The 23,400-nt window shown below is 56.8% G+C and carries 24 protein-coding genes; 2 read left to right on the forward strand and 22 right to left on the reverse strand.

Annotation, left to right across the window (positions count from 1 at the left end; genetic code table 11):
* Positions 1 to 84: 84 nt before the first annotated feature.
* Positions 85 to 2,232, reverse strand: a complete 2,148-nt coding sequence (gene fdhF / locus RDN66_RS02670; RefSeq protein ID WP_081918588.1) for a formate dehydrogenase subunit alpha — start codon at positions 2,230 to 2,232, stop codon at positions 85 to 87.
* 278 nt (positions 2,233 to 2,510) lie between these two features.
* Between fdhF and yjdP the strand changes: the two genes are divergently transcribed.
* Positions 2,511 to 2,849 (forward strand): DDRRRQL repeat protein YjdP, encoded by a 339-nt coding sequence (gene yjdP, locus RDN66_RS02675; RefSeq protein WP_202216738.1) that lies wholly within the window; start codon positions 2,511 to 2,513, stop codon positions 2,847 to 2,849.
* Here yjdP and phnP read toward each other — a convergent pair.
* The 16 genes from phnP to RDN66_RS02755 all read right to left on the reverse strand — a co-directional run bounded on the left by phnP (position 2,846) and on the right by RDN66_RS02755 (position 14,713).
* Positions 2,846 to 3,604: a phosphonate metabolism protein PhnP gene (gene phnP, locus RDN66_RS02680; protein ID WP_202216737.1), complete on the reverse strand. Its 759-nt coding sequence runs from the start codon at positions 3,602 to 3,604 to the stop codon at positions 2,846 to 2,848. The two genes, yjdP and phnP, sit on opposite strands and share 4 nt — an antisense overlap.
* Before the next feature lie 9 nt (positions 3,605 to 3,613).
* Positions 3,614 to 4,048: an aminoalkylphosphonate N-acetyltransferase gene (phnO, locus tag RDN66_RS02685; protein ID WP_035896843.1), complete on the reverse strand. Its 435-nt coding sequence runs from the start codon at positions 4,046 to 4,048 to the stop codon at positions 3,614 to 3,616.
* Positions 4,035 to 4,592 carry a ribose 1,5-bisphosphokinase gene (gene phnN / locus RDN66_RS02690; protein WP_035896841.1) on the reverse strand — a complete coding sequence of 186 codons (558 nt, stop codon included), beginning with the start codon at positions 4,590 to 4,592 and terminating at the stop codon, positions 4,035 to 4,037. The genes phnO and phnN overlap by 14 nt, the downstream gene beginning before the upstream one ends.
* Positions 4,592 to 5,728 (reverse strand): alpha-D-ribose 1-methylphosphonate 5-triphosphate diphosphatase, encoded by a 1,137-nt coding sequence (gene phnM, locus RDN66_RS02695; protein ID WP_035896838.1) that lies wholly within the window; start codon positions 5,726 to 5,728, stop codon positions 4,592 to 4,594. The genes phnN and phnM overlap by 1 nt, the downstream gene beginning before the upstream one ends.
* On the reverse strand, positions 5,725 to 6,411 hold the full coding sequence (phnL, locus tag RDN66_RS02700) for a phosphonate C-P lyase system protein PhnL (RefSeq protein ID WP_123651191.1): 687 nt from the start codon (positions 6,409 to 6,411) through the stop codon (positions 5,725 to 5,727). Before phnL ends, phnM begins: the two co-directional genes overlap by 4 nt.
* Before the next feature lie 98 nt (positions 6,412 to 6,509).
* The gene (gene phnK, locus RDN66_RS02705; protein ID WP_202216736.1) at positions 6,510 to 7,268 is read right to left on the reverse strand and encodes a phosphonate C-P lyase system protein PhnK; all 759 of its coding nucleotides are present in this window, start codon (positions 7,266 to 7,268) and stop codon (positions 6,510 to 6,512) included.
* Positions 7,265 to 8,110 (reverse strand): alpha-D-ribose 1-methylphosphonate 5-phosphate C-P-lyase PhnJ, encoded by an 846-nt coding sequence (gene phnJ, locus RDN66_RS02710; protein ID WP_035896835.1) that lies wholly within the window; start codon positions 8,108 to 8,110, stop codon positions 7,265 to 7,267. Before phnJ ends, phnK begins: the two co-directional genes overlap by 4 nt.
* Positions 8,103 to 9,167, reverse strand: a complete 1,065-nt coding sequence (locus RDN66_RS02715) for a carbon-phosphorus lyase complex subunit PhnI (protein WP_202216735.1) — start codon at positions 9,165 to 9,167, stop codon at positions 8,103 to 8,105. Before RDN66_RS02715 ends, phnJ begins: the two co-directional genes overlap by 8 nt.
* Before the next feature lies 1 nt (position 9,168).
* Entirely contained in the window at positions 9,169 to 9,753 is a 585-nt protein-coding gene (gene phnH / locus RDN66_RS02720; RefSeq protein ID WP_035891913.1) for a phosphonate C-P lyase system protein PhnH, read from the reverse strand.
* Positions 9,750 to 10,202, reverse strand: coding sequence for a phosphonate C-P lyase system protein PhnG (gene phnG / locus RDN66_RS02725; RefSeq protein ID WP_202216734.1), 453 nt, complete (start codon positions 10,200 to 10,202; stop codon positions 9,750 to 9,752). The genes phnH and phnG overlap by 4 nt, the downstream gene beginning before the upstream one ends.
* Positions 10,203 to 10,928 carry a phosphonate metabolism transcriptional regulator PhnF gene (gene phnF / locus RDN66_RS02730; RefSeq protein WP_202216733.1) on the reverse strand — a complete coding sequence of 242 codons (726 nt, stop codon included), beginning with the start codon at positions 10,926 to 10,928 and terminating at the stop codon, positions 10,203 to 10,205. It lies immediately after the preceding gene.
* 20 nt (positions 10,929 to 10,948) lie between these two features.
* Entirely contained in the window at positions 10,949 to 11,731 is a 783-nt protein-coding gene (phnE, locus tag RDN66_RS02735; RefSeq protein ID WP_123651187.1) for a phosphonate ABC transporter, permease protein PhnE, read from the reverse strand.
* Between the two features lie 116 nt (positions 11,732 to 11,847).
* Positions 11,848 to 12,864, reverse strand: coding sequence for a phosphonate ABC transporter substrate-binding protein (phnD, locus tag RDN66_RS02740; RefSeq protein WP_035891909.1), 1,017 nt, complete (start codon positions 12,862 to 12,864; stop codon positions 11,848 to 11,850).
* Positions 12,865 to 12,887: 23 nt separating this feature from the next.
* Positions 12,888 to 13,676: a phosphonate ABC transporter ATP-binding protein gene (gene phnC / locus RDN66_RS02745; protein ID WP_035891908.1), complete on the reverse strand. Its 789-nt coding sequence runs from the start codon at positions 13,674 to 13,676 to the stop codon at positions 12,888 to 12,890.
* Positions 13,677 to 13,808: 132 nt separating this feature from the next.
* Positions 13,809 to 14,255 carry a VOC family metalloprotein YjdN gene (gene yjdN, locus RDN66_RS02750; protein WP_035891907.1) on the reverse strand — a complete coding sequence of 149 codons (447 nt, stop codon included), beginning with the start codon at positions 14,253 to 14,255 and terminating at the stop codon, positions 13,809 to 13,811.
* Positions 14,256 to 14,377: 122 nt separating this feature from the next.
* Positions 14,378 to 14,713 carry a zinc ribbon domain-containing protein YjdM gene (locus tag RDN66_RS02755; protein ID WP_035891906.1) on the reverse strand — a complete coding sequence of 112 codons (336 nt, stop codon included), beginning with the start codon at positions 14,711 to 14,713 and terminating at the stop codon, positions 14,378 to 14,380.
* Between the two features lie 737 nt (positions 14,714 to 15,450).
* On the opposite strand from RDN66_RS02755, the gene proP reads away from it, so the two are divergent.
* Positions 15,451 to 16,953, forward strand: a complete 1,503-nt coding sequence (proP, locus tag RDN66_RS02760) for a glycine betaine/L-proline transporter ProP (protein ID WP_035891904.1) — start codon at positions 15,451 to 15,453, stop codon at positions 16,951 to 16,953.
* 118 nt (positions 16,954 to 17,071) lie between these two features.
* Here the strand turns inward: proP and RDN66_RS02765 are convergent, their stop codons facing one another.
* From RDN66_RS02765 to RDN66_RS02785, 5 genes are all read right to left on the reverse strand, one after another.
* A complete protein-coding gene (locus tag RDN66_RS02765) occupies positions 17,072 to 18,436 on the reverse strand; it encodes an HlyD family type I secretion periplasmic adaptor subunit (RefSeq protein ID WP_202216732.1) in 1,365 nt (454 codons plus the stop codon).
* 69 nt (positions 18,437 to 18,505) lie between these two features.
* A complete protein-coding gene (locus RDN66_RS02770) occupies positions 18,506 to 18,757 on the reverse strand; it encodes a hypothetical protein (protein WP_202216731.1) in 252 nt (83 codons plus the stop codon).
* A 95-nt stretch (positions 18,758 to 18,852) separates the two neighbouring features.
* A complete protein-coding gene (locus RDN66_RS02775; RefSeq protein ID WP_308537530.1) occupies positions 18,853 to 20,205 on the reverse strand; it encodes a TolC family outer membrane protein in 1,353 nt (450 codons plus the stop codon).
* 896 nt (positions 20,206 to 21,101) lie between these two features.
* Positions 21,102 to 21,443, reverse strand: a complete 342-nt coding sequence (locus RDN66_RS02780) for a hypothetical protein (RefSeq protein WP_035891901.1) — start codon at positions 21,441 to 21,443, stop codon at positions 21,102 to 21,104.
* Positions 21,424 to 23,397, reverse strand: coding sequence for a LapD/MoxY N-terminal periplasmic domain-containing protein (locus RDN66_RS02785; RefSeq protein ID WP_248537873.1), 1,974 nt, complete (start codon positions 23,395 to 23,397; stop codon positions 21,424 to 21,426). The genes RDN66_RS02780 and RDN66_RS02785 overlap by 20 nt, the downstream gene beginning before the upstream one ends.
* Positions 23,398 to 23,400 lie beyond the last annotated feature (3 nt).

A 23,400-nucleotide genomic window follows, 5' to 3' on the forward strand; every position in this document is an offset into this window, starting at 1 on the left:
GTAGGTTGTCGAGGAAGGGGGCAGTATAAAGAGATCGGCAGGATAAAAAAACGCCCCCGAATGGAGGCGTTGAAACGAGTCCGCTTAGCCCATTGCGCTTTCGCGCAGTCCGGCCTTCAGCTTCGTATACTCATCAATAACATACTGCTCTGCGGCACGCTGGTCGGCAATCGGCTCAACGTTTACGGCGCAGTATTTATACTCAGGCGTTTTGGTAATCGGGCTTAAGTTCTCGGTTACCAGTTCATTACATGCCCCAATCCACCACTGGTAGGTCATGTAAATCGCGCCTTTGTTTGGACGATCGCTCACCGCGGCACGGGTGATGACGCGGCCTTTGCGGGAGTTCACCCACACCAGCGCTTCATCTTCAATGCCTAAACGCGCGGCATCTGCGGTGTTGATCTGGGCATAGCCCGGTTCATCCGCCAGTGCTGCCAGCGCCGCACAGTTACCGGTCATCGAACGGCAAGAGTAGTGGCCAACTTCACGCACCGTCGACAGTACCATTGGGAACTCGTCGGTGAGCTTGTCGATTGGCGCTACCCAGTCGCAGGTGAAGAACTGCGCCATACCGTTCGGGGTGTCGAACTTCTCTTTGAAGAGGTAAGACGTCCCCTGGTCAGCGTCGGACTCATCGCGGCAAGGCCACATGACGTAGCCAAGCTCACCCATTTTCTCATAGGTGGCACCGTAGAAATCAGGGCACAGGCCGCGCAACTCATCCCAGATTTCCTGGGTGTTGTTGTAGTGCATTTTGTAGCCCATACGGGTGGCGATTTCGCTGATGATCTGCCAGTCCGTTTTCAGGTCCCACTTCGGTTCAACGGCTTTAAAGAAGCGCTGGAAACCACGGTCTGCGGCCGTGAACACCCCTTCATGCTCGCCCCATGACGTAGACGGCAGAATGACGTCTGCGGCAGCAGCGGTTTTGGTCATGAAGATATCCTGGACGATGACCAGCTCCAGATCTTCAAAGCCTTTACGGACCGCAGAGAGCTCTGCATCGGTCTGTAATGGATCTTCACCCATAATGTACGCGGCGCGAACTTCGCCATGCGCGGCACGGTGCGGCAGCTCGCTGATGCGATAGCCGGTATGTGCTGGCAGGCTTTCCACGCCCCAGGCTTTGGCGAATTTCTCGCGGTTAGCCGGGTTGCTCACGTACTGATAGCCAGGATAGGTATCCGGCAATGCGCCCATATCGCAGGCGCCCTGAACGTTGTTCTGACCGCGAACCGGGTTCACGCCCACGTGTGGCTTACCGAGGTTACCGGTCAGCATTGCGAGGCTGGTCAGTGAACGTACGGTTTCCACGCCCTGATAGAACTGGGTGACACCCATGCCCCACAGGATGGCCGCGCTTTTCGCACCGGCATACATACGCGCACACTGACGAATTTCCTGTGCGCTGACGCCGGTAATATCTTCGACGGACTCCGGCGTGTAGCCTTCGACAATCTTACGATACTCTTCAAAACCGTCGGTACGGGTAGCGACGAACGCTTTGTCGTACAGATCTTCTTCAATAATGACATGACCTATGGCGTTGAGCAGCGCGATGTTCGAGCCGTTTCTCAATGCAATATGCATATCAGCAATACGCGCGGTTTCAATTTTACGCGGATCGCAGACGATGATTTTCGCCCCTTTACGTTTGGCGTTAATCACGTGATTCGCCACGATAGGGTGGGAATCTGCCGGGTTGTACCCGAAAATAAACACTAAGTCAGTGTCATCAATTTCGTTGATGGCATTGCTCATGGCGCCGTTACCGACCGATTGGTGCAGACCTGCAACCGAAGGGCCGTGTCAGACGCGTGCGCAGCAGTCGACGTTGTTAGTACCAATCGCCGCACGCGCAAATTTCTGCATGACGTAGTTTGTTTCGTTACCCGTTCCGCGTGAGGAACCGGTAGTCTGAATGGCATCCGGGCCGTATTTCGCTTTGATAGCGCTCAGGCGGTCAGCCACGTAATTCAGCGCTTCGTCCCAGGAGACGGATTCCAGCTTGCCGCCACGTTGGCGACGGATCATTGGGGTTTTCAGGCGTGGCGTCAGGATCTGGGTATCGTTAATGAAATCCCAGCCGTAATAGCCTTTCAGACACAGGGTACCCTGGTTGGTTTTCCCCTGAGCCGCCTCTGCCCGGACGATTTTTCCGTTATCGACCACCAGGTTGATTTTGCAACCTGATGCGCAATACGGGCAAACCGTGACGACTTTTTTCATCGGTCTCGCTCCAGTTAATCAAATCGCGCATACGCGCTGTCGCCCTCAGTATGCATCTTTTATGCCACTTTTTTATTGTGGACATTCCCTGATAATACGGCTGATTTTTGGACAAAACGCTGACGAAAAACAGGCTGTCGTCATATTTGACGTGTCGATGGGAAAAACGGGGTGACATTTATCACGCGATTTTTATCGGGCAGGATTGGGATTCCTCCGCTACATCGGTAGGAGATACTTGCATAACCTACAGCCAGCCCCCTGACGAGACTGGCCCTATGAAACGCTACCTCACCGCCGTGTTCTTCTGCGCGCTGTCGCTGACCAGCCAGCTCGCCCACGCCGACATTATTGATGACGCCATCGGCAACATTCAGCAGGCGATCAACGATGCCTATAACCCAGGCAGCAGCGATCGTTCCAGCCGCGATCGTGATGACGACGATCGATCCTATAACGATCGCCGCAGCACGCAGAGCAGTCAGCAATATAACGATCGTCGTCGGCAGCTTGATGACCGCCGCCGCCAGCTTGACGATCGCCAGCGTCAGTTAGACCAGGAGCGCCGTCAGCTATCGGACGACGAACAGCGTCTCGACGACGATTACGACCGTTAATCCAGACGGATTTCCATGCCGTCGTAGCCTGCCTCAATGCCGGGTGGCAGCAGGTGGGTCATCATCCATTCATCAAACTGGTGGCTGATATGGGTCAGGATAACGCGCGGGCAGCGGATCTCGTCGTTAAGGACCTGAATCGTCGCCAGGTCGCTATGGTTGCGCGGCGTTTGATTCCGCGGAGCGTGGCTGCAGTCTATCACCATCACCTGCGGGCGATTATTGCTTAAAAAGGTCAGCGTTTTCTCCGGCAGCCCGGCGGTATCCGAGAGCCAGGCGACGCGGCTGTGTGGCGTTTCCAGCAGGTAGCCAAAGGTGAGCTTCGAGTGTTCGAGCGGCACGGGCGTCACTTGTAATCCCTGCAAATCAAAGACCACGAACGGTTCCACGGTGTGGCTGAAATCCAGCAGGCCGGGATGTTTGAACAGATCGTCGCAGCCCTGTTCATCCGGCGGGCCGTAAACCGGAACGGTGTCGCCCACGCCCCAACGCAGCGGAAACAGCCCCTGCACGTGATCCATATGGTAGTGGGTGAGCAAAAACTGCTGGAAAGATCCGGCGGGCCAGCGATCGGTGAGATCGTGCAGCCCGGCGTCGATCAGGGTGATGGCGTCGTTAAAGCGGACCACGCCGCTACAGGGTTTACGCCGATACTGCGGGGCGCGACGGGCCCGCGTACAGGCCAGACAGTCGCAGCCCCAGGCGGGCACGCCCTGTGCGCCGCCGGTACCGCTGAGGGTGAGGCTCAAACTCATACAGCATCCTCATAACGCTTTGGTGAAACGAACGTGGCTTGGGGCATAGCCCTCACGCTGGTAAAAACGATGGGCATGAAGGCGCTTCGTGCTGGTGGAAAGCTCGGTCATCTCTGCGCCTGCTTCGCGCGCGGTCTCTTCCGCCCATGCCAGCAGCTGGCTGCCAATGCCGGTGCTGCGCACCTGTGGCATCACCACCAGTTCCTGAATCTCGCCAATCCAGTTGGCGTGATGCAGATGAAACTGCAAATGCAAACTCACCATACCCACCACCTCGTCGTCGAGCACGGCCAGCTGATAGTGCAGGTTCCTATCCTGAAGATTGGCGGCGAAGCCGGTATAAAAGGCGTCTCTGTCGTATTCGGCCTGCTTCAGCTCGCACATGAGCGCGTAAACGTCCTCGATGTCCTCGAAGGTGGCATGGCGTAGTTCACAGACAAGCATAGCGTGGCTCCTTTCTCCCCATCAGCGTGAGGAGCTTCTCTACCGACTGTAGCAGACTGCCGTCATTATTGAGCGTATGACATTCCGAGGGCGTATAGCGCGCGGCGCGTTCCAGCCGGGCGGCAATTTCGACGCCGTTCTCCCGCCCGCGGGCGTGCAGCCGCTGGCGAAGGATCTCTGGTGAAACCTGCAAACAGACCGGCAGCAGCGCATCAGCATAGCGGGCTTTGGCCTGCGCCATGTGCGCGCGGGAACCGTTCACCACCACGTCAAACCCGGCGTGCAGCCAGAGGTCAATCTCTACGCCCACACCGTAATACAGGCCGTTAGCGTGCCAGCTTAATGCCAGCAGATTGTGCCCGGCGCGGGTGAAAAATTCCTGTTCGCTCAGCGAGATATGGTTTTCACACCCGGCGTTGGCCGGGCGAGTGATATAGCGGTGAGCCACTAACAGTTGCGAAAGCTCCTGCTGGCGAAGCACTTCCAGCAGGCTGTCTTTACCGGAGCCGGAGGGCCCCATTAACCAGACCAGTTTTCCTTTCATCAGAACACCCTTTTCCCCTGACGCCAGACGTGGTCGATATGAATGTGCTCGCCTTTACGGTGCGCCAGCACCAGGTCGGCCCGTTTCCCTTCACCAATCACCCCGCGGTCGTGCAGATTCAGCGCTCGTGCCGGATTTTTCGTCACCAGCGTGATGGCCTGAGGGAGGCTAAAGGTATTGCTGTCGTCATCCGCCACGCGGAAGGCGGCGTCCAGCAGACTGGCTGGGTAGTAATCAGAGGAGAGAATATCCAGCAGGCCGAGCTGAGCTAATTCACGTGCGGCGACGTTGCCGGAGTGCGAGCCGCCGCGTACGATGTTCGGCGCGCCCATCAGCACGTTCATGCCGTGGCGGCGTGAGGATTCCGCGGCTTCAAAGGTGGTAGGGAATTCGGCGATTACGCTGCCCAACTGGTGCGATTCGACCACGTGTTCATGGGTGGCATCGTCGTGGCTTGCCAGCGCGATATGGCGATCACGGCACATCCCGGCGATGGCGGCGCGGTTCGGCTGCGACCAGCGTGCGGCAAGCTGAAGCTGCTCTTCTTCATACTGACGCATCTGCGCATCGGTCAGCGAGTATTTGCCCTGGTAGTATTCGCGGTACTTTTCGCGGTTGGCGAACTGGCGCTGCCCCGGCGAGTGGTCCATCAGGGAGACCAGCGAGACCGGCTCGCGGCCAACCAGCTTTTCAAAGAGCGGCAGGGTCGTGTGATGCGGCAGTTCGCAGCGCAGATGCAGGCGGTGCTCGGCGCGGTTGAGGCCGCGTTTTTGCGTCTCCTCAACGGCATTGATCATCTTCTCAAGGTTTTCCAGACGGTCGCCGCCGTCGCGCACATCGCCGATAGCGACCGCGTCCAGCACGGTGGTGATGCCGCTGGCGACCATCAGCGCATCGTGGCTGCTCATCGCCGAGTGGGCGGGCCAGTCAACCTTCGGGCGCGGGGTGAAAAATTTATCCAGATTATCGGTATGCAGCTCAATCAGCCCCGGCAGCAGCCAGCCGCCTTCGCCGTCCATCGCTTCCGGCAGGCGGCTCTGGCTTTCGGCAAAGGCGCGAATTTCGCCGTCCTGAACCTCAAGGGAACCATGAACCACGTCGTTCTCAAGAACCAGCTTTACGTTATTGATAATCATGCAGGTGTACCCATTGGGTGGAGGCGGTCGGCGACCTGGTTGCGGACGGCTTCGTCATGAAAAATGCCGACGATGGCCGCGCCGCGGGCTTTGGCTTCGGTAATCAGGCTGACCACGGCAGCGCTGTTTTTGGCGTCCAGCGAGGCGGTGGGTTCGTCGAGCAGCAAAATCGGGTAGTCGACGATAAAGCCACGGGCGATGTTGACGCGCTGCTGTTCGCCACCGGAGAAGGTCGACGGCGCGAGGTGCCACAGGCGCTCTGGCACGTTGAGGCGCGTCAGCAACTGAGCGGCTTTCGCGGCGCAGACTTCACGCGGTACGCCAATGTTGAGCAGCGGCTGCATCACCACTTCCAGCGTGGAGATACGTGGGATCACGCGCAGAAACTGGCTGACCCAGCCAACGGTGGTCTTACGCACTTCCACCACTTTGCGCGCCGGGGCGCTCACCAGATCGACCCATTCGCCGCCGTGTTTAATATGAATATGGCCTTCATCCGGCAGATAGTTGGCGTACAGCGAGCGCAGCAGGGTGGATTTACCGCTGCCGGAATGACCGTGCAGCACCACGCATTCTCCGGCGTTGACGGTGAGCGAGGCATCGCGCAGCACCGGAAGCTGGACACCGTTTTGTTGGTGCAGAACAAAGGTTTTACTGACGTTTTCGACGCGAATCGCGTTCATTTTTAGCCTCTTTAATCATTTGAGCCTTCCCGGCGCCGCGTTGCTCGGCCGGGCTACTTCGCATGGGGAGCCCGGCCAAGCGCAGCGCCGCTCGAGGATTAGTTCTGCAACACCGACGACACCAACTGCTGGGTATACGGATGGTGCGGATCGTCGAGCACCCGGTCGGTAAGCCCACTTTCCACCACCTGACCCTGCTTCATCACCAGCAGACGGTCGGCGAGCAGACGCGCGACGCCCAAATCATGGGTGACAATCACCACCGCCAGGTTCAGCTCCACCACCAGGCCGCGCAGCAGGTCGAGCAGGCGCGCCTGCACCGACACGTCCAGGCCGCCAGTGGGCTCATCCATAAACACCAGCTTCGGGTGGGTGACGAGGTTGCGGGCAATCTGTAAGCGCTGCTGCATCCCGCCGGAGAAGGTGGTCGGCAGGTCGTCGATGCGCGAGGCCGGGATCTCCACATCGATCAGCCAGCGCTTGGCGGTGGCGCGGATATCGCCGTAATGGCGCGCGCCGGTCGCCATCAGCCGTTCGCCGATATTGCCGCCCGCCGACACCTGGCGACGCAGGCCGTCCATCGGGTGCTGATGTACCACGCCCCATTCGGTGCGCAGCAGACGGCGACGGTCGGCTTCGGTCATGGCGTATAGCGAACGGTCCTCGTAGCGAATATCCCCTTCCTGCGGCGTCAGACGCGCCGAAATGGATTTCAGCAGCGTGGTTTTACCGGAGCCGGATTCACCGACGATGCCCAGCACTTCGCCCGGCCACAGGTCAAAAGAAACATTGCTGAAGCCCTTGCCCGGCGCGTAGAGATGGGTCAAGCGATCAACGGAGAGTAATGGTTGCGTCATGCGTTTTTCGCCTCGCGCTGTTGGCGGCAGAAATCGGTGTCGGAGCAGACAAACATTCGTTTGCCGCTGTCATCGAGCACCACTTCATCGAGATAGCTGTGCTGTGAACCGCAGATGGCGCACGGCTCGTCCCAGCTCTGGATGGTGAACGGATGGTCGTCAAAATCGAGGCTCTCAACGCGGGTAAACGGCGGCACGGCGTAGATGCGCTTCTCGCGTCCGGCACCGAACAGCTGCAGCGCGGGCATCATGTCCATCTTCGGGTTATCGAATTTCGGGATCGGCGACGGGTCCATCACGTAGCGGCCATTCACCTTCACCGGGTAGGCATAGGTGGTGGCGATATGGCCGAAACGGGCGATATCTTCATACAGTTTCACCTGCATCACGCCGTACTCTTCCAGCGCGTGCATGGTGCGGGTTTCGGTTTCGCGGGGTTCGATAAAGCGTAGCGGCTCGGGGATCGGCACCTGGAAGATCAGGATCTGATCCTCAAGCAGCGGCGTTTCCGGGATCCGGTGACGCGTTTGGATCAAGGTGGCGTCCTCGGTGCGCTCGGTGGTGTTCACCCCGGTCACGCGCTGAAAGAACTGGCGAATAGATACGGCGTTGGTGGTGTCATCCGCGCCCTGGTCAATCACCTTCAGCACGTCCGCTTCGCCAATCACGCTGGCGGTGAGCTGAATGCCGCCGGTGCCCCAGCCGTACGGCATCGGCATTTCGCGGCCGCCGAACGGCACCTGATAGCCGGGAATGGCCACCGCTTTGAGGATGGCGCGGCGGATCATGCGCTTGGTCTGTTCATCGAGATAAGCGAAGTTATAGCCGCTGAGATTAGCCATTTTTCTGCTCCCGTTGCAGGCGTTTCAACAGTTCCAGTTCGGCCTGGAAATCGACGTAGTGGGGGAGTTTCAGGTGCGAGACGAAACCGGCGGCTTCAACGTTATCGGCGTGGGCGAGGACAAACTCTTCGTCCTGTGCCGGGCCGACGGCGTGTTCGTCATACTCCGGTGCCTGCAACGCGCGGTCGACCAGCGCCATTGCCATCGCCTTGCGCTCGCTCATGCCGAACACCAGGCCATAGCCGCGGGTGAAGTGCGGCGGTTCGTCCGCCGGGTCCACGAAACCGTTAACCATTTCGCATTCGGTCATCAGCAGTTCGCCGATGTTCACCGCAAAACCCAGCTCTTCGGGCACAATTTCGACATCAATATGGCCGCTGCGAATTTCCCCGGCAAACGGATGGTTGCGCCCGTAGCCGCGCTGGGTGGAGTAGGCCAGCGCCAGCAGATAGCCTTCGTCGCCGCGCATCAACTGCTGGAGGCGTGAGGAACGTGAGCAGGGGTAAACCGGCGGCGTGCGGGTGATGTCATCCGGCGTCGCGCCGTTATCCTCTTCCGCTTTCGCCAGCCCTTGCTTAGCCAGCAGGCTAAAGACGTGCGGTGCGGCAGACGGCTCGCCGTCATCGGTTTTCAGGGGCGGCGCTTCGCCGTTTGCCAGCAGCGTAAAGTCCAGCAGGCGGTGGGTGTAATCGTAGGTAGGGCCGAGCAGTTGGCCGCCGGGCACGTCTTTGTAGACGGCGGAGATACGGCGCTCAAGGCGCATGTTGCTGGTTGCCAGCGGCTCGCTCACCGCTAGCCTGGCAAGCGTAGTGCGGTAGGCGCGCAGCAGGAAAATCGCTTCAACGTTATCGCCGCTCGCCTGCTTCAGCGCTAGCGCGGCCAGTTCGCGGTCGGCGATGCCGCCTTCGGTCATCACCCGGTCCACCGCCAGGTTAAGCTGCTGTTCAATCTGGGCGACGCTGAGTTCCGGCAGCGCGGTATCGCCCCGACGTCGATGTTCCTGTAGCGCATGGGCGGCGGCTATCGCCTTCTCGCCCCCTTTGACGGCAACGTACATATCAGCAAACCTCGACGTGAGTGGTGCGCGGAATAGCCAGCAGACGCTCGCCGCAGGTGAGGATTAAATCCACGCCAAGCGGGAACGGGTGCGGGCGTTCGGTCAGTTCATGCAGAATGCAGCTCGGTAACTGCGGGGCGATCATGCGTTCTTCGGCGATACCTGCGCCGGTCAGGCGCAGCATGCGACCGCCGCTGAGGCTTGAGACCTGCACAATCAGCGTGGCGCTGGTTTCCGGTGCTACGGCGCTGCCTTCACACAGGGCGTTTAGCTGCTCGCTGCTGATGGTGTCGCTCGACACCGCGAAGGTCGCCTGCTGCGGCTGCTCAACCAGCGGTGCGTTGGTGTGAAACCGCAGGCTCTGGCTGACGATATCGTTATGCAGTGCGTTGGATAGCCACACCGGCGTGTCGTTGTCGGCAAGGGTCAGCAGCACGCTGGTGGTGGCGACATTCAGCGGCTGCCAGCCGTGTTTGAGCTGATGCAGCGCGACGATCACGCCCGGCTCGCTCATGGCTTTTAACAGGCGACGAAAGCTGTGCTGGGCATCCTGCACGGGAAGGGTAAAAGCGGTTTCCAGGGTCATGCGTTATCTCCGCGAACCAGAGTAAAGAAGTCGACCCGGCTGGCGTTGATTTCAGCCTGACGTGCGGCAATGCGTGCGGTACGGTCGGCTTCCAGCGGGGTAATCAGGGTTTCTAATAAGGTTTGAAAATGGGTGGGTTGCTGCATTAGCGCGTCAATCACCGCGCAGCGCTCGGCGTGCGGTTTATCGCGCCCCAGCACCCAGCTGTAGCCCACGGTGCCGTTGCTCAAGCGCACGGCGGCGCGGGTCAGCGTGGCATCGCCGGCAAAAAAACGTTCTCCGGTGCCGCCCATGCGGCCCTGAAGTTGGACCAGGCCGGTTTCCGGGGCGCGAATCGTCTCGTAGTCGGCGGTAATGTTCAGCGTGACCATTTTTTCCGCAAGATTTGCGGGGTCGCTGTGGGACAGCACCGACATCCAGTGCTGACGGGTCGCGGTATCAAGATGCATTCAGTGCTCCATAATAAATTCGATCATGTCGGCGCGGGTCAGGCTGACGGAGTACTCCATTGCCTGGTCATCGCCTTCACGATGGTTCAGAGTGCGCACGCACAGCAGGGGGGCCATGTTGGGGATTTCTAAGCGCTGGCTCTCTTTGGCCTGCGCCCGGCGCGCGCTGATGCGGGTCTGGCTGCGTTTGAGCGCAATGCCGGTTTGCTCACGCAGGAAGTCATGCAGCGAACCGCTGCTGAAGCTTTGCAACGTAGGCCAGAGCTGCAGGTCGGCAAAGTAGTGGTCGATAAGGCACAGCGCCACGCCGCTAACCCGGCGCAGCGTGCGCAGGTGAATGACGTTGTCGCCTTCGGCTATCCCCAGCGCTTCGGCGATATGGCCAGAGGCCGGGCGCAGCACCGACAGCAGCTTTTCGCTGGTGGGATGGCTGCCCTGGTCGAGCAGGTTCTGGCTAAAGCGCGCCTGAGCGTTCAGCGGGTAGTCGAACGGGCGCATCAGCACCAGCACGCCAATCCCCTGGCGGCGCTGAACCCAGCCTTTTTCCACCAGTTGGTCGATGGCGCGGCGCAGGGTGTGACGGTTCACTTCAAAGCGCGCCGCGAGCTGGTGCTCGGCGGGCAAATAGTCGCCGCAGCGGTAGTTCTGACGCAGCTCTTGCTCCAGGCGAGCGGCAATCTCTTGATAACGCGTCGGATAACTGGTCGGATGTGTAGACAGGTGCATAGTCAACAAAACCTCGCTAATCAGATGAAGTGCTTACGCAAACGCTGAGAGAGGAAATCCAGCAGGCTGACGGTGATGATGATAAGCACCATCAGTGCGCAGGTTTGCTGGAACTGGAAACCGCGAATCGCCTCCCACAGCGTCACGCCGATGCCGCCTGCGCCAACCATCCCGACTACCGTGGCGGAGCGGACGTTGGACTCGAAGCGGTAGAGCGAGTAGGAGATTAAGAGCGGCATGACCTGCGGCAGGACGCCGTAGAGGATCTCTTCGATTTTGTTAGCGCCGGTGGCGCGAATGCCTTCAACCGGGCCGGGTTCAATGGCTTCCACCGCTTCGGAAAGCAGCTTGGAGAGCACGCCGGTGGTATGAATAAATAGCGCCAGCACCCCGGCAAACGGACCTAAGCCGACGGCGACAACGAACAGCATGGCGAAAACCATTTCGTTGATGGCACGGCAGGCGTCCATCAGGCGACGCATCGGTTGGTAAACCCACCACGGTACCAGGTTTTCGGCGCTCATCAGGCCGCAGGGAATGGAGAGTACGACCGCCAGCGCGGTGCCCCAGACGGCGATTTGCAAGGTAACGGCCATCTCTTTGAGGTAGTCCTGCCACAGGCTAAAGTCCGGCGGGAAGAAGTCGGCGGCGAAGGTTGCCATGTTGCCCGCGTCTTTGAACAGCGTGACCGGGTTCATTTCCGCCCCTTTCCAGGAGACGACAAGCACCGCCAGCAGAATGGCCCAGCTGATAAGCGAAAACCAACTGCGCTTGGGCGGGGGAACGGTGATGGTGTGTTGCATGGTTGGTCTCCGTAGTGAGTTCTCCCTCTCCCTGTGGGAGAGGGCCGGGGTGAGGGCATCAGCGTGCGCCGTTGCCCCCTCACCCTAACCCTCTCCCCATGGGGGAGAGGGGACTGTTACTGCACCGCTTTGGTCACTGATGTCATCGCGCCAATCGCCGCCGTGGTACGGTCAAGGTCGTTCAGACGCGCCTGGATATCGGCGGTCTTCGTGGCCTTCTCTGCATCGTTCAGCGTGCCGTTGCCCTTCACGGTCTGCATCTCTTTAAACAGCGTCAGCTGGCGAATCGGCAGCAGTTGCAGGTCGCTGGACGCGCGGAACGGCGCCCAGCCCAGACGTTCCAGCACCGCTTTCTCTTCCGGCGTTTTGCCGTAGTTCATAAAGAAGCTGTACACCTTGTCCTTGGTGGACTCAGACAGGTTTTTACGCCACACAATTGGGTCGCCTGGGATCAGCGGTGACTTCCAGATAACTTTCAGCTCTTTCAGCTTGTCCGGCGCGGAGACCTTCAGCTTGTCGAGGTTTTCGGTGTTGTTAGTGGCGACATCCACCTGCTTGTTGGCAACGGCCAGGGCGTTGGTTTCATGGCTGGCGTTGACCGTGCGCTTGAAGTCGCTGGCGGAAGCGTTGTTCTTGGCGAAGACGTAGTAGCCTGGGACCAGGAAGCCGGAGGTGGAGTTCGGGTCACCGTTGCCGAAGGTCAGCTCTTTACGCTTGGCGAGCAGGTCGTTGAGGTTGTTGATTGGGCTGTCTTTGTTGACGATTAGCACGCTCCAGTAACCTGGGGAGCCGTCGGCGGCCACGGTCTGAGCGAATACCTGACCGTTAGCGCGGTCCACCGCTTCCATGGCGGAGAGGTTGCCGTACCAGGCGATATCGACCTTGTTAAAGCGCATCCCCTGGATAATCCCCGCGTAGTCCGGTGCGAAGAAGGCGTTAACCTTTACGCCCAGCGACTTTTCCATGTCCTTCAGGAACGGTTCCCATTGCGGCTTTAAGTTCTGCTGTGATTCCGTCGAAATAATGCCGAAGTTCAGCGCCTTTTCCTGCTCTTCCGCGTGGGCTGGGGTTAACAGGGTGCTGAGGCTAAACATGCTGGTAAAAGCCAGCGCGGCAACGGCTTTATAACTCATTTCCATTCCTCATTGTGGGGACGTTAAGCAGCCTGCGCGTTCTCTTCGACGCGATTAATGCTGCGGTAGAGATGGTCAAATCGTTCGTTATCAAACTGCTGGCTGCTGCCGTCGTAGAACACGTGTCCCTGACGCAGCGCGACGATGCGTTCGCAGTAGCGCAGCGCATAGTCGACCTGATGCAGCGTCACCACCACGGTGATGCCGTCGGTCTGGTTAATGTCGCGCAGCGTGTCCATCACGATGCGCGCGGATTCTGGGTCCAGCGAGGCGATAGGTTCGTCGGCGAGGATCACCTTCGCCTGCTGCATCAGCGCACGGGCAATCGCCACGCGCTGCTGCTGGCCGCCGGAGAGCGTCGAGACGCGCTGGTGGGCCATATGCGCCATGCCCACGCGAGTGAGCGCCTGTAATGCACGCTGTTTTTGCTCGCGGGTGAACCAGCTAAAGCAGGTGCGCCAGAACGGCGTGCTGCCGAGCGCGCCAATCAGCACGTTCTCCATCACGCTCAGGCGGTTTACGAGGTTGAACTGCTGGAAGATGTAGCCGGTGTGGGCGCGGCTCTTGCGGATGTCGCGCGCCAGACGGCCCGACTGCTGTACGGTGTTGCCCAACAGTTCGATGCGGCTGCCCGGCGTTTTATCGCCGACGATAAGGCCGCTCAGATGACGTAAAAGGGTGGATTTGCCAGAACCGGACGGGCCAAGCAGAGCCACCATCTCACCGGCGTGGACGTTCAGGTCAATGGCGTGGAGTACCTGATTCTGATTGAACGTCTTGTTGAGCTTTTCAACGCGAATAATCGTTTGCATGTTGAGACCCTCAATTAAGGTGGCCTCATCGTGGCGAAGTAGTGTGACATTTGGGTTAAGGCGGGATGACTCGGCGATGAATAATTGGCAGGGATTTGATGACAGGACGGGAGGCCGTGGCCTCCCGCGTTGTTAGAGCGTGGGCTCTTGTTGTTTGACCACGTTAATCATCCACGGCACGCCGTAGCGGTCGACGACGCGGCCAAAACCGTGTGCCCAGAAGGTCTCCTGCCAGGCCATTTCAACCTTGCCGTTGGCGGCGAGATTGTCGAACCAGCGTTTACCCTCTTTCACATCCTGGGTGTCGAGCACCAGCGTAAAGCCAGAGTAGCCTGCGGCATCCGGCGAGGTGCCGTCACTCATCATGATATCGCTACCCGCGATGTGGACGTTGGCGTGGGCGATGGCGCTATCGGGAAACTTCAGGCCGGACGGGCAGCCGCCTTCGTCGTCCATGGCGGAGGGCGGCATTTCGCCGAAGGTGATTTTGTAGCGCAGTTCCGCACCCAGCGCCTGCTGATAATAGGCAATGGCATCGGCGCAGTTTCCGGAAAAGGCGAGATAGGGACTTAACGGCATGATCGTTACCTCAGGTAAGAAGTGCTCATTAAGTGTAGTGCGTGTCGGTTCTGGGGGCGAAGCGGGGCGGGGCAGGTATTGCCGGATAAGCGAAACGCCATCCGGCAATACTACATGTTAAATCAGTTCTTTTTCACAAACTCAGATTTCAGCTTCATCTGGCCGAAACCGTCGATTTTGCAATCGATGTTGTGGTCGCCTTCAACAAGACGGATGTTCTTCACTTTGGTGCCGATTTTCAGCATCGAAGAGCTGCCTTTGACCTTCAGGTCTTTCACTACGGTCACGCTGTCGCCGTCGACCAGCAGGTTGCCGTTGGCATCTTTGACGATCAGCTCGTCGCTGTCGTGTGCCGGTTCAGCATCGTTCCACTCGTGCGCGCACTCCGGGCAGATGAACATGCCGTTGTCTTCGTAGGTGTATTCGGAGTTGCATTGTGGGCAGTGGGGTAATGACATGGATATATCCTCAAATGTGCAGTGCGAAAGGCAAAGGCCTGTAAAACGGCAAATCGCCGAAAATGGCCCTGATTATACAATAAAACCCTGCATTTGTCGGTGGTATCGAGGAATTGGTTGACGAATGGTCAGAAAACGAAGGGTGATTTTCCCCCTCCTCCTTGTAGGGAGAGGGGACTGATTAGCGATGCGCGGGCTGTTGAGCGTGCTCTGGTTTTATGGAAATAGCGACTCAATAAAAATAAAGCAGCATTTTATATATGGAACACATATTTCAAATATTGATACCGAGGGGATTGGAAAGATAAAAACGGTGTGAAGCTAATGTGACAAATTCTGAAAAAACTCATTTCAAAATTGAGGTGAAAAAACGGCGTGAACGGTGCGGCATCACTAGCGTTGAGCGGGAAATGAGCAGGCAAATGTGAGCGGAATATTTCGCGTTAGTAGCATGATTCAAGCTTTTGTTAAGTTGATCACAATATTAATCGCTGTTAGGGTAAATAGGATTGTCCCTCACACGGTCATTTTCAGAGGGGCGGCTTTTTAACTGACTCGCCAGCAGGCCCAACAGGTTTGATTGTCCGCAAACATCGACTCACGCAGACATGCAAACCTGCTACGCTTGGATAAAAGGGACCAGCATCTCCACGGCTCCCTTTACGCGCCCTCGCAAACACATCGTGTGTTTGTCGCCACTGGGTGTGCGTTCAAGGCGAAATTGAACGAGGAAAACCATGCTTAAAAGGAAAAAAGTAAAACCGATCACGATTCGTGACGTCACTATCATCGACGATACCAAGCTGCGCAAAGCGATTACCGCTGCTTCACTGGGTAACGCGATGGAGTGGTTTGACTTCGGGGTTTATGGGTTTGTGGCCTATGCGCTAGGTAAAGTCTTCTTCCCGGATGCCGACCCGAGCGTGCAGATGATTGCCGCACTGGGTACCTTCTCCGTTCCCTTCCTGATTCGTCCGCTGGGCGGTTTGTTCTTCGGGATGCTTGGGGATAAATACGGTCGCCAGAAGATTCTATCCATCACCATTATTATTATGTCGCTCAGTACATTCTGTATTGGTCTTATTCCGTCGTACGAGACCATCGGTATTTGGGCACCAATCCTGCTGCTGCTGTGTAAAATGGCGCAGGGCTTCTCGGTCGGCGGTGAATATACCGGGGCGTCTATCTTTGTGGCCGAATATTCCCCTGACCGTAAGCGCGGTTTCATGGGCAGCTGGCTGGACTTTGGTTCTATTGCCGGGTTCGTGATGGGGGCGGGTCTGGTAGTTCTACTCTCCACCGCGGTGGGTGAGGCGAACTTCCTTGAGTGGGGCTGGCGTATTCCGTTCTTCGTCGCGCTGCCGTTAGGGATTATCGGTCTCTATCTGCGTCACGCGTTGGAAGAGACCCCTGCGTTCCAGCAGCACGTGGATAAGCTGGAGCAGGGCGATCGTCAGGGTCTGCAGGATGGTCCAAAGGTATCGTTTAAAGAGATTGCTACCAAGCACTGGCGCAGCCTGCTGGCGTGTATCGGTCTGGTTATCTCGACCAACGTGACCTACTACATGCTGCTGACCTACATGCCGAGCTACCTGTCGCATAACCTGCACTATTCGGAAGACCACGGCGTGCTGATTATCATCGCCATTATGATCGGTATGCTGTTCGTGCAGCCGGTGATGGGTCTGCTGAGCGACCGATTTGGCCGTCGTCCGTTTGTGGTTGTGGGGAGTATCGCGCTGCTGGTGTTCTCGATTCCAGCCTTCGTGCTGATTAACAGCAACTCGATTGGCCTGATTTTCTCCGGTCTGCTGCTGTTGGCGGTGATTCTGAACTGCTTCACCGGGGTGATGGCGTCGTCGTTACCGGCGATGTTCCCAACCCATATTCGCTACAGCGCGCTGGCGAGTGCCTTTAACATCTCGGTGCTGGTTGCCGGTGTAACGCCGACGCTGGCCGCCTGGCTGGTGGAGTCGACGCAGAACCTGATGATGCCGGCTTACTATCTGATGGTGGTCGCGGTGATCGGTCTGATGACCGGCGTGATGATGAAAGAGACCGCCAACCGACCGCTGAAAGGCGCAACCCCTGCGGCGTCGGATATGGCCGAAGCGAAGGAGATCCTCCAGGAGCATCACGACCATATCGAGCATAAGATTGAAGATATCGATGCCGAGATTGCCGCGCTGCAGGAAAAACGTTCGCAGCTGGTGATGCAGCATCCGAAAATTAACGAGTAGGCCGGATAAGGCAAAGCCGCCATCCGGCAATGTATATCGAACTGCCTGATGGCGCTGCGCTTATCAGGCCTACAAATAAAAACCCCGACATTATTGTAATGCCGGGGTTTTTTTATGCTTATCGTTCGCGGAACGCCTCCGCGCGGGCGCGCAGAATCGGCTTTAACAGATAGGCAAGAATGGTTTTCTTGCCGGTAATAATATCCACCGAGGCCACCATGCCAGGAATAATAATCAGCGGATTTTTATCGCTGCCGAGATGGTTTTTCTCAGTACGCAGGCGAATCACGTAAAAACTTTTCCCCTCTTTATCCGTCACCGTATCCGGGCTTATCTGCTCGAGTTTGGCCTTCAGCCCGCCGTAGATGGTGTAGTCGTAGGCGGTGAACTTCACGATGGCTTCCTGGCCGGGGCGCAGAAAGGCGATGTCCTGCGGGCGGATTTTAGCTTCGACCAGCAGGGTGTCATCCAGCGGCACGATTTCCACAATATCGTTACCCGGCTGGATAACGCCGCCGATGGTGTTGACCATCAGCTGCTGAACGATACCGCGAACCGGCGAGGTGACTAACGTACGGTTAACCCGGTCCTCAATCGCTTTTCCGGAAGCCTCGGTTTTACTGAGATCGGTACGCGCTTCATTGAGCTGCGACAGCGCTTCGCTGCGGTAGCGGCCACGCGCTTCACCCATTTTACTCTCAATCTCTTTAAGCGCCGCCTGCGCTCGTGGCACCGCCAGCGTCACCGATTCCAGCTGCCCGCGGGTGTCTACCTCAGAGCGACGCAGACGCAGCACCTCAACCTTTGAGATGGCCCCCTTGGCAACCAGCGGCTCAGACATACTGATTTCCTGTTGTAGCAAACTCAGGCTACGACGGTACTGTTCGGCTTTAGCCTGGTAGTCCAGCAGCTCCTGTTTTTTCTGCACCAGCTGTTCATTGAGGCCGGATAGTTCGCTCTGAATGCGTTTGTTTACGCTGGCAAAAAGCGCCAGTTCGCCGTTCGCGATATCCGGGGATTTCGCCATAATAGTGGGCGATAGCGTCAGGGTTTCTTTGCCCTCGACCTGGGCGGTCAGGCGCTGAATACGCGCCTCCAGCGCCAGCCGGTCGGCTTCCGATTCCCCGGCGTTAGAACGGAATCGGGTATCGTCCAGGCGCAGCAGCGGCGCGCCTGCGTTGACCACTTCCCCTTCATGAACGAAGACTTCCGCGACAATCCCCCCTTCCAGGTTCTGGATTTTTTGCAGCCGTGAGGAGGGAATCGCCTTACCATCGCCGCGCGTCACTTCGTCAATTTCGGCAAGCGCGGCCCAGGCAATCATGATGATAAAGAAGCCGAGGATGGCCCACAGCGTGATACGCACCACTCGCGGGGAGTCGTCGATCAGCGCTTTGTTTACTTCGTTGGCGGCCAGGGTTGAGGTATTTTTATCACCCAAAAGCCAGGCTTTCAGGCGGTTGATTCGGTTAGCGTTGCGCATGAATTAGTCCTTTTTTCAGTGCGTTCATGACGCTCTCTTTTGGGCCGGGCGCGATTCAATCCATCCCAGCTAATCAGCACCGCCACATGTTTTCGGGCCAGCACGTGTGGCGGCGCGTGGGAAAGTGCCCTGAGTGAGCTGGTTTTCCTGGAGGGGGAGTCCGGCGGTTAAGACGTTACGGCTGGAAATAATATTATGCAGTTTGCAGATGATCATCAGCGCATCGAGCAGGGGATCATCGTGATTCTGGCATGAGTCGAGCCTGATGGTGTCATCAGGCGAGGAGGTCACATGTTCAAGTGAATCAGTATAAGACGCCATAATCAGACCTCATAAGCCATCAAAATGTTCGTATTGCTCAAAGCCTATAAGGGGCTACCCCGCCGGAGAGTGGGGTAGCCCGTAGGTCTAAATCGTTACTTCAGTTCGGGTAAATTGGCGTGTGCGCTTTGCTGCTCCTCAACGGGCTGTGCTGCCGTTGGTGCCTGAATATTGAGCTGTTTTAACAGGTCGCCAATGCGGGCGTTGATGCGGTAGGTGGTGAACATTTCCACAAACTGCATTTCGACGTAGCGGCGCTGGGCGTTGAACACTTCGTTTTCGCTGTCCAGCATATCGAGCAGGCTACGCTCGCCGATGCTGAACTGCTCCTGATAGGCGGTGCGCACGACGGCACTGCGGTCAGCGTAATCTTTGGCGATCGGCACCTGCTGTTTGGCGTTCTGCCAGGCGTTCCAGGACAGGCGAAGTTCTTCATCGAGCTGGCGCAGCGCATTACGCTTCACGTCCTGTGCTTCCTGCATTTTGTAGGCATAGGATGAGAGCTGGGCCTTATCGCTGCCGCCGTTGAACAGGTTGTAGTTCATCCGACCCATGGCCTGCCATTCCTGATCGTGGCCGCGAGTGCCATCGACGTTGTTGTCCATACGGCGACCGAGGTCGATATCCACGCTTGGATAGAAGCGAGATTTCGCCGCTTCGTACTGTTGGCGGGTGGCTTCAACATCGGCATCGGCCTGTTTCAGCAACGGGCTGTTTTCCAGCATCTGCTTGCGCGCGTCGGCCTGTGAAGCCGGGACTTTGGTGGTCATCGGCATCGACAGACCGGAGGCCTCTTTGCCCACCACGCTGTAGTAGTTGGCCTGAGCATCTTCAAGATTGGTCTGCTCGGTCAGCAGGTTGTTGCGGGCTTGTGCCAGACGCGCCTGTGCCTGCTCATAGTCGGCCTTACGGCCAACGCCCTGCTCGGTGCGTAGGCGAATCTGATCGAAGACGCGCTCGTGGCTGGTGAGGTTATTTTGCGCCAGCTGTACCATTTTTTGACGCATCAGCACGTCGAGGTAGCTTTGAATGGCGTTCAGCGCGGTGACTTCACTGGTGTTCATCACCGAGAACGCACGGGAGTTGACGGTCGCTTTTTGCCGGGCGACTTCGCTGGTGGTGGCAAAGCCGTTAAACACGTTCTGGCGCAGATTGAGGCTGGATTCACTGCGATTCAGGTTACGGTGGTGGTCGTTTGCCGCTCGGGTGCTGGAGTTATCGGTCTGCTCCCAACCGGTACCGACGGACAGGTTTAACGTAGGTAAGTATCCCCCTTTTGCCGCACGGAGATCTTCGTCGGCGGAGTAACGGCTGTTAACGGAGGCGCTGACCTGTGGGTGCCACAGCAAACTGTCTTTGACCGCCTGTTCTAACGTTGCCGCGCTGACGTTATTGACGAACAGCAGCGGCAGAGAGAGGCTGGTTAATACCCGAATGTGTTTTTTCATCATGTCATCCTTTTCTTGTGTTCATTTCCCTGGCCGGTGGGGGACCACCAGAGGCGAGGTTGAGACAAAAAACAAAATTGTTGCTGTCTTACATCAGCAATCTCCTGTTTCCATCAGGAGAAATAGCGAACGCCTTCCATACAAAACACAGCAAAACGGATATCTCATACATTTGTGTGTGTGCTGATAGTATTCCAGGCATCTCATGAAGATGAGGTCTGGTAAATAAAGACTTTGGCTATGTTTATAAGGTAATACGCAAAATAAACGCTTTCTTTGATTTTAATGTCGATTTTGTGAGAATTTTCTGTAAAGAAATTATTGGCTAAAGATGAAAACTATAAAGATAGTTTCTTGGCTTTCTATATTGTGTTGTTTTTAAAAGGTAAATGAAATGGCCAGTCAGAAGTATATCTGTAGAGTAATATCAATGTTTGATATCGATTTATAGTGATTGATAGCCCTGTGATTTTAGTTTTTCTGCTATGTGGACTATGCCATTCATCTGTAATTAATTGATTGTTATACGTAGTTTTGACGCGTTCACCCGTGTGGTATTAATGCTGATAGTTTTGTATTACTTATTTTTGTTTTATGGTTTAATTTTCCTGTTAATAGTCTGGTAGTGCGTCAATGTATTAGATAAGTTAATTGTTTTTACTGGGTTAGTATGTGAATATATTAATAGCATGAACATTTCGTATTCGTCGTAAATTTGTTTTATCGGCGTGGTAACTGTGTTTGTTATTTAAACCTGCAATGTGGAAGACACAACAGATAAGGTGCATCACTTTATACAGGTCAACGTCATGGATGTATTGGTGAATATTTTTGCGTGGCGGGAGAGATGTCAGGCACATACATGATGTGCCTGAACAAATAAGGATAATTGTTGCTTATATTAATCGCTCGTCATCATCGCTGATAAGCCCTTCCAGGCCGCCTAGCGTTTGGCGAGCTGCCGCGCGATTGAGCAGCTTGCTTTGCGCGGCGGCCGGGAGGTCGGTAATGCTGATAACGCCTTTGCTCATCAACACTTCGATAAGATCTTCCAGTACGCGCACCATGTTCAGGTCGCTCTGCTGCAACTGTTGGATCGTCGAGGCGCGAAGCTCGCTCACCTTAATCCAGTCGCTGATTTCTCCCGTGGTCACTTCGCTTATTTCGGTCATGCCGCTGAATTCCGCGGTCTCGACCCGAACTATCCGCCCTTCGCTATCACGTTCTATAAAATGCATGGCTGCTCTCCTGAGTTTTTTGTAGTGTGCTGGCGTCGCTAAAATAACGCCCCATTGCGCCATACAGGCCGATGTTTTCCAGTACCGCCAGTTCGCCTTCGGTTTCGACGCGCTCGGCGATGAGCGGCAGGTCAATTTGCCGCGTAGCCCAGTAAATGGCTTCGATAAACAGCTTCTTATCTTCTTCTTCGTTGATGCGGTGAATGTATCCACCGTCAACTTTGATCCAGGCGAGCCCCCACTGCGGCAGGTTGCCAATCAGATGGAAGCGGCCGCCAAAGTGCTGGATCCCCAGGCCGCAGCCCAGATCCTGCAATTTTTTCACCAGGATGCTGACGCGATCGGGATCCGGCAGTTCGTTTTCATCCAGCTCCAGCGTTAACCGTGGCGTCAGATGGCGTAGACCTTTCAGCGGCTTAAGCAGTGCATTCAGGCTTTCATCATCGGCCACGCTTTCACCGCTAATGCTGAGGGCAAACTCATGTCGGCTGTTTTCCATGGCGCGCAACGTCTGCTTAAGCATGACGATATCCATTTTGCGGCTGAGAGACAGGCGGCGAACCCAGGGAATAAAGCGCCCCGCCGGGATAATTTCGCCTTCATCTGTCTGGATACGAGCCAGAATTTTGTTATGCAAAACAATGTGCTGGTTGTTGCACTGGTATACCGGCTGCGCGTAAAGCTCAAAGGCTTCTTTATCCAGAACGGTGGTCAAACGATGATGCCACTGATGGTGGTCCTCATCTGCCTGCTTCGCGGCGGCCTCTGGATCGGCGAAGGCGTGCATATCCGTTTCGGTTGCGACCAGTATCCTATCTGCCTGGCGCAGCAGGGTTTGCGGTGAATCGCCATAGTGGAAGGCAACATCGACAAAGTGGGCGACGGGATCAACGTCGCTCAGGCCTGTTTCATACAGCGCTTTGAGTTGAGTGTTGAGTGAGCTGGCGAAATGTTCCATCTCGGTTGGCAACACCGGGTCGGTGAGAATGGCAAATTCGCCGCCGCGCACGCGAGCGACAAAGCCTTCATTAAGGAAAAAGCGTTGCTGCAGCGTGATAAGAATCTCACTGATATTCTTCAATAGCTTATCGGTATTGACGCCGCCGAGGCGTTGGTTGAGGCCCATCAGGTCCTGCACGCGCAGTAAGATAAGATTCCCGTCCGCGTTTTCTTCGTCGCTCAAGCGGGTCTGGAATTTAATATCAAAAGCCCGGCGGTTATTCAGCCCGGTCAGGCTGTCGTTATAGGCTTCCTGACGCAGCGTTTCGGTACGTTTGGCTTGCTCGCTGAACAGCGCTTTGAGCTGCGTAACCATCATGTTGGTGGCTTCAACCACCCGGCGGAGTTCCGGCGTTTTCGGCAGGGCGGGGATACTTAAAAATTCACGACGGCTGATGGCCGTCGCCTGTTCGACGATGTAATTCAGCGGACGCAGGCGATTTCGCAACAAGAACATCGCGCCCAGAATGCACAGCACGCTACAGCCGCTGAGCCATAGCAGGCTGGCAACCAGGCTGCTCCACAAACGTGACAGCGCAAACATCGGATGGCTGACCACTTCCACGCGCGCGGCCTGGCTCCAGCCACGCATCACAATGGCTTCACCTTGTCCCGGGTCCAGATGCACCAGGCGGACAAACCAGGCCGGAACGTTGGCGCTTGGCGGCACGTTCTGACGCTCGATAATCGGTTGGCCGCTTTTAATATCAACGACCTGGATGCGGTAGAAATAGCCGCTATCAAAAATGGAGTTAACCATCAGCTCCGTCATCACCGGATCGTCGATATGCGCCGTCAGCGACAGCCCAAGGGCGGTGGCGGCATCCTGGGCATGGGCGCTGAGCTGGTTGTAATACTGCTCGCGTGAGCTCTCCAGCGTGGCAAAAAAATTGCCGCAGAATATGGTGAAGGTAAACAGACAGATGCCAATTAGTAGCTGTTTATAAAGGGACATGGC

Origin of the sequence: uncultured Kluyvera sp. (assembly GCF_902485085.1) — a bacterium.
Lineage (GTDB): Bacteria > Pseudomonadota > Gammaproteobacteria > Enterobacterales > Enterobacteriaceae > Kluyvera > Kluyvera ascorbata.

What these genes read in the sequence shown, in the direction of transcription:
- yjdP (WP_202216738.1), top strand. Translation starts at nt 2,511, where the DNA reads ATGAAACGCTACCTCACCGCCGTGTTCTTCTGCGCGCTGTCGCTGACC.
- phnP (WP_202216737.1), bottom strand. Translation starts at nt 3,604, where the DNA reads ATGAGTTTGAGCCTCACCCTCAGCGGTACCGGCGGCGCACAGGGCGTG.
- phnO (WP_035896843.1), bottom strand. Translation starts at nt 4,048, where the DNA reads ATGCTTGTCTGTGAACTACGCCATGCCACCTTCGAGGACATCGAGGAC.
- phnN (WP_035896841.1), bottom strand. Translation starts at nt 4,592, where the DNA reads ATGAAAGGAAAACTGGTCTGGTTAATGGGGCCCTCCGGCTCCGGTAAA.
- phnM (WP_035896838.1), bottom strand. Translation starts at nt 5,728, where the DNA reads ATGATTATCAATAACGTAAAGCTGGTTCTTGAGAACGACGTGGTTCAT.
- phnL (WP_123651191.1), bottom strand. Translation starts at nt 6,411, where the DNA reads ATGAACGCGATTCGCGTCGAAAACGTCAGTAAAACCTTTGTTCTGCAC.
- phnK (WP_202216736.1), bottom strand. Translation starts at nt 7,268, where the DNA reads ATGACGCAACCATTACTCTCCGTTGATCGCTTGACCCATCTCTACGCG.
- phnJ (WP_035896835.1), bottom strand. Translation starts at nt 8,110, where the DNA reads ATGGCTAATCTCAGCGGCTATAACTTCGCTTATCTCGATGAACAGACC.
- RDN66_RS02715 (WP_202216735.1), bottom strand. Translation starts at nt 9,167, where the DNA reads ATGTACGTTGCCGTCAAAGGGGGCGAGAAGGCGATAGCCGCCGCCCAT.
- phnH (WP_035891913.1), bottom strand. Translation starts at nt 9,753, where the DNA reads ATGACCCTGGAAACCGCTTTTACCCTTCCCGTGCAGGATGCCCAGCAC.
- phnG (WP_202216734.1), bottom strand. Translation starts at nt 10,202, where the DNA reads ATGCATCTTGATACCGCGACCCGTCAGCACTGGATGTCGGTGCTGTCC.
- phnF (WP_202216733.1), bottom strand. Translation starts at nt 10,928, where the DNA reads ATGCACCTGTCTACACATCCGACCAGTTATCCGACGCGTTATCAAGAG.
- phnE (WP_123651187.1), bottom strand. Translation starts at nt 11,731, where the DNA reads ATGCAACACACCATCACCGTTCCCCCGCCCAAGCGCAGTTGGTTTTCG.
- phnD (WP_035891909.1), bottom strand. Translation starts at nt 12,864, where the DNA reads ATGAGTTATAAAGCCGTTGCCGCGCTGGCTTTTACCAGCATGTTTAGC.
- phnC (WP_035891908.1), bottom strand. Translation starts at nt 13,676, where the DNA reads ATGCAAACGATTATTCGCGTTGAAAAGCTCAACAAGACGTTCAATCAG.
- yjdN (WP_035891907.1), bottom strand. Translation starts at nt 14,255, where the DNA reads ATGCCGTTAAGTCCCTATCTCGCCTTTTCCGGAAACTGCGCCGATGCC.
- RDN66_RS02755 (WP_035891906.1), bottom strand. Translation starts at nt 14,713, where the DNA reads ATGTCATTACCCCACTGCCCACAATGCAACTCCGAATACACCTACGAA.
- proP (WP_035891904.1), top strand. Translation starts at nt 15,451, where the DNA reads ATGCTTAAAAGGAAAAAAGTAAAACCGATCACGATTCGTGACGTCACT.
- RDN66_RS02765 (WP_202216732.1), bottom strand. Translation starts at nt 18,436, where the DNA reads ATGCGCAACGCTAACCGAATCAACCGCCTGAAAGCCTGGCTTTTGGGT.
- RDN66_RS02770 (WP_202216731.1), bottom strand. Translation starts at nt 18,757, where the DNA reads ATGGCGTCTTATACTGATTCACTTGAACATGTGACCTCCTCGCCTGAT.
- RDN66_RS02775 (WP_308537530.1), bottom strand. Translation starts at nt 20,205, where the DNA reads ATGAAAAAACACATTCGGGTATTAACCAGCCTCTCTCTGCCGCTGCTG.
- RDN66_RS02780 (WP_035891901.1), bottom strand. Translation starts at nt 21,443, where the DNA reads ATGCATTTTATAGAACGTGATAGCGAAGGGCGGATAGTTCGGGTCGAG.
- RDN66_RS02785 (WP_248537873.1), bottom strand. Translation starts at nt 23,397, where the DNA reads ATGTCCCTTTATAAACAGCTACTAATTGGCATCTGTCTGTTTACCTTC.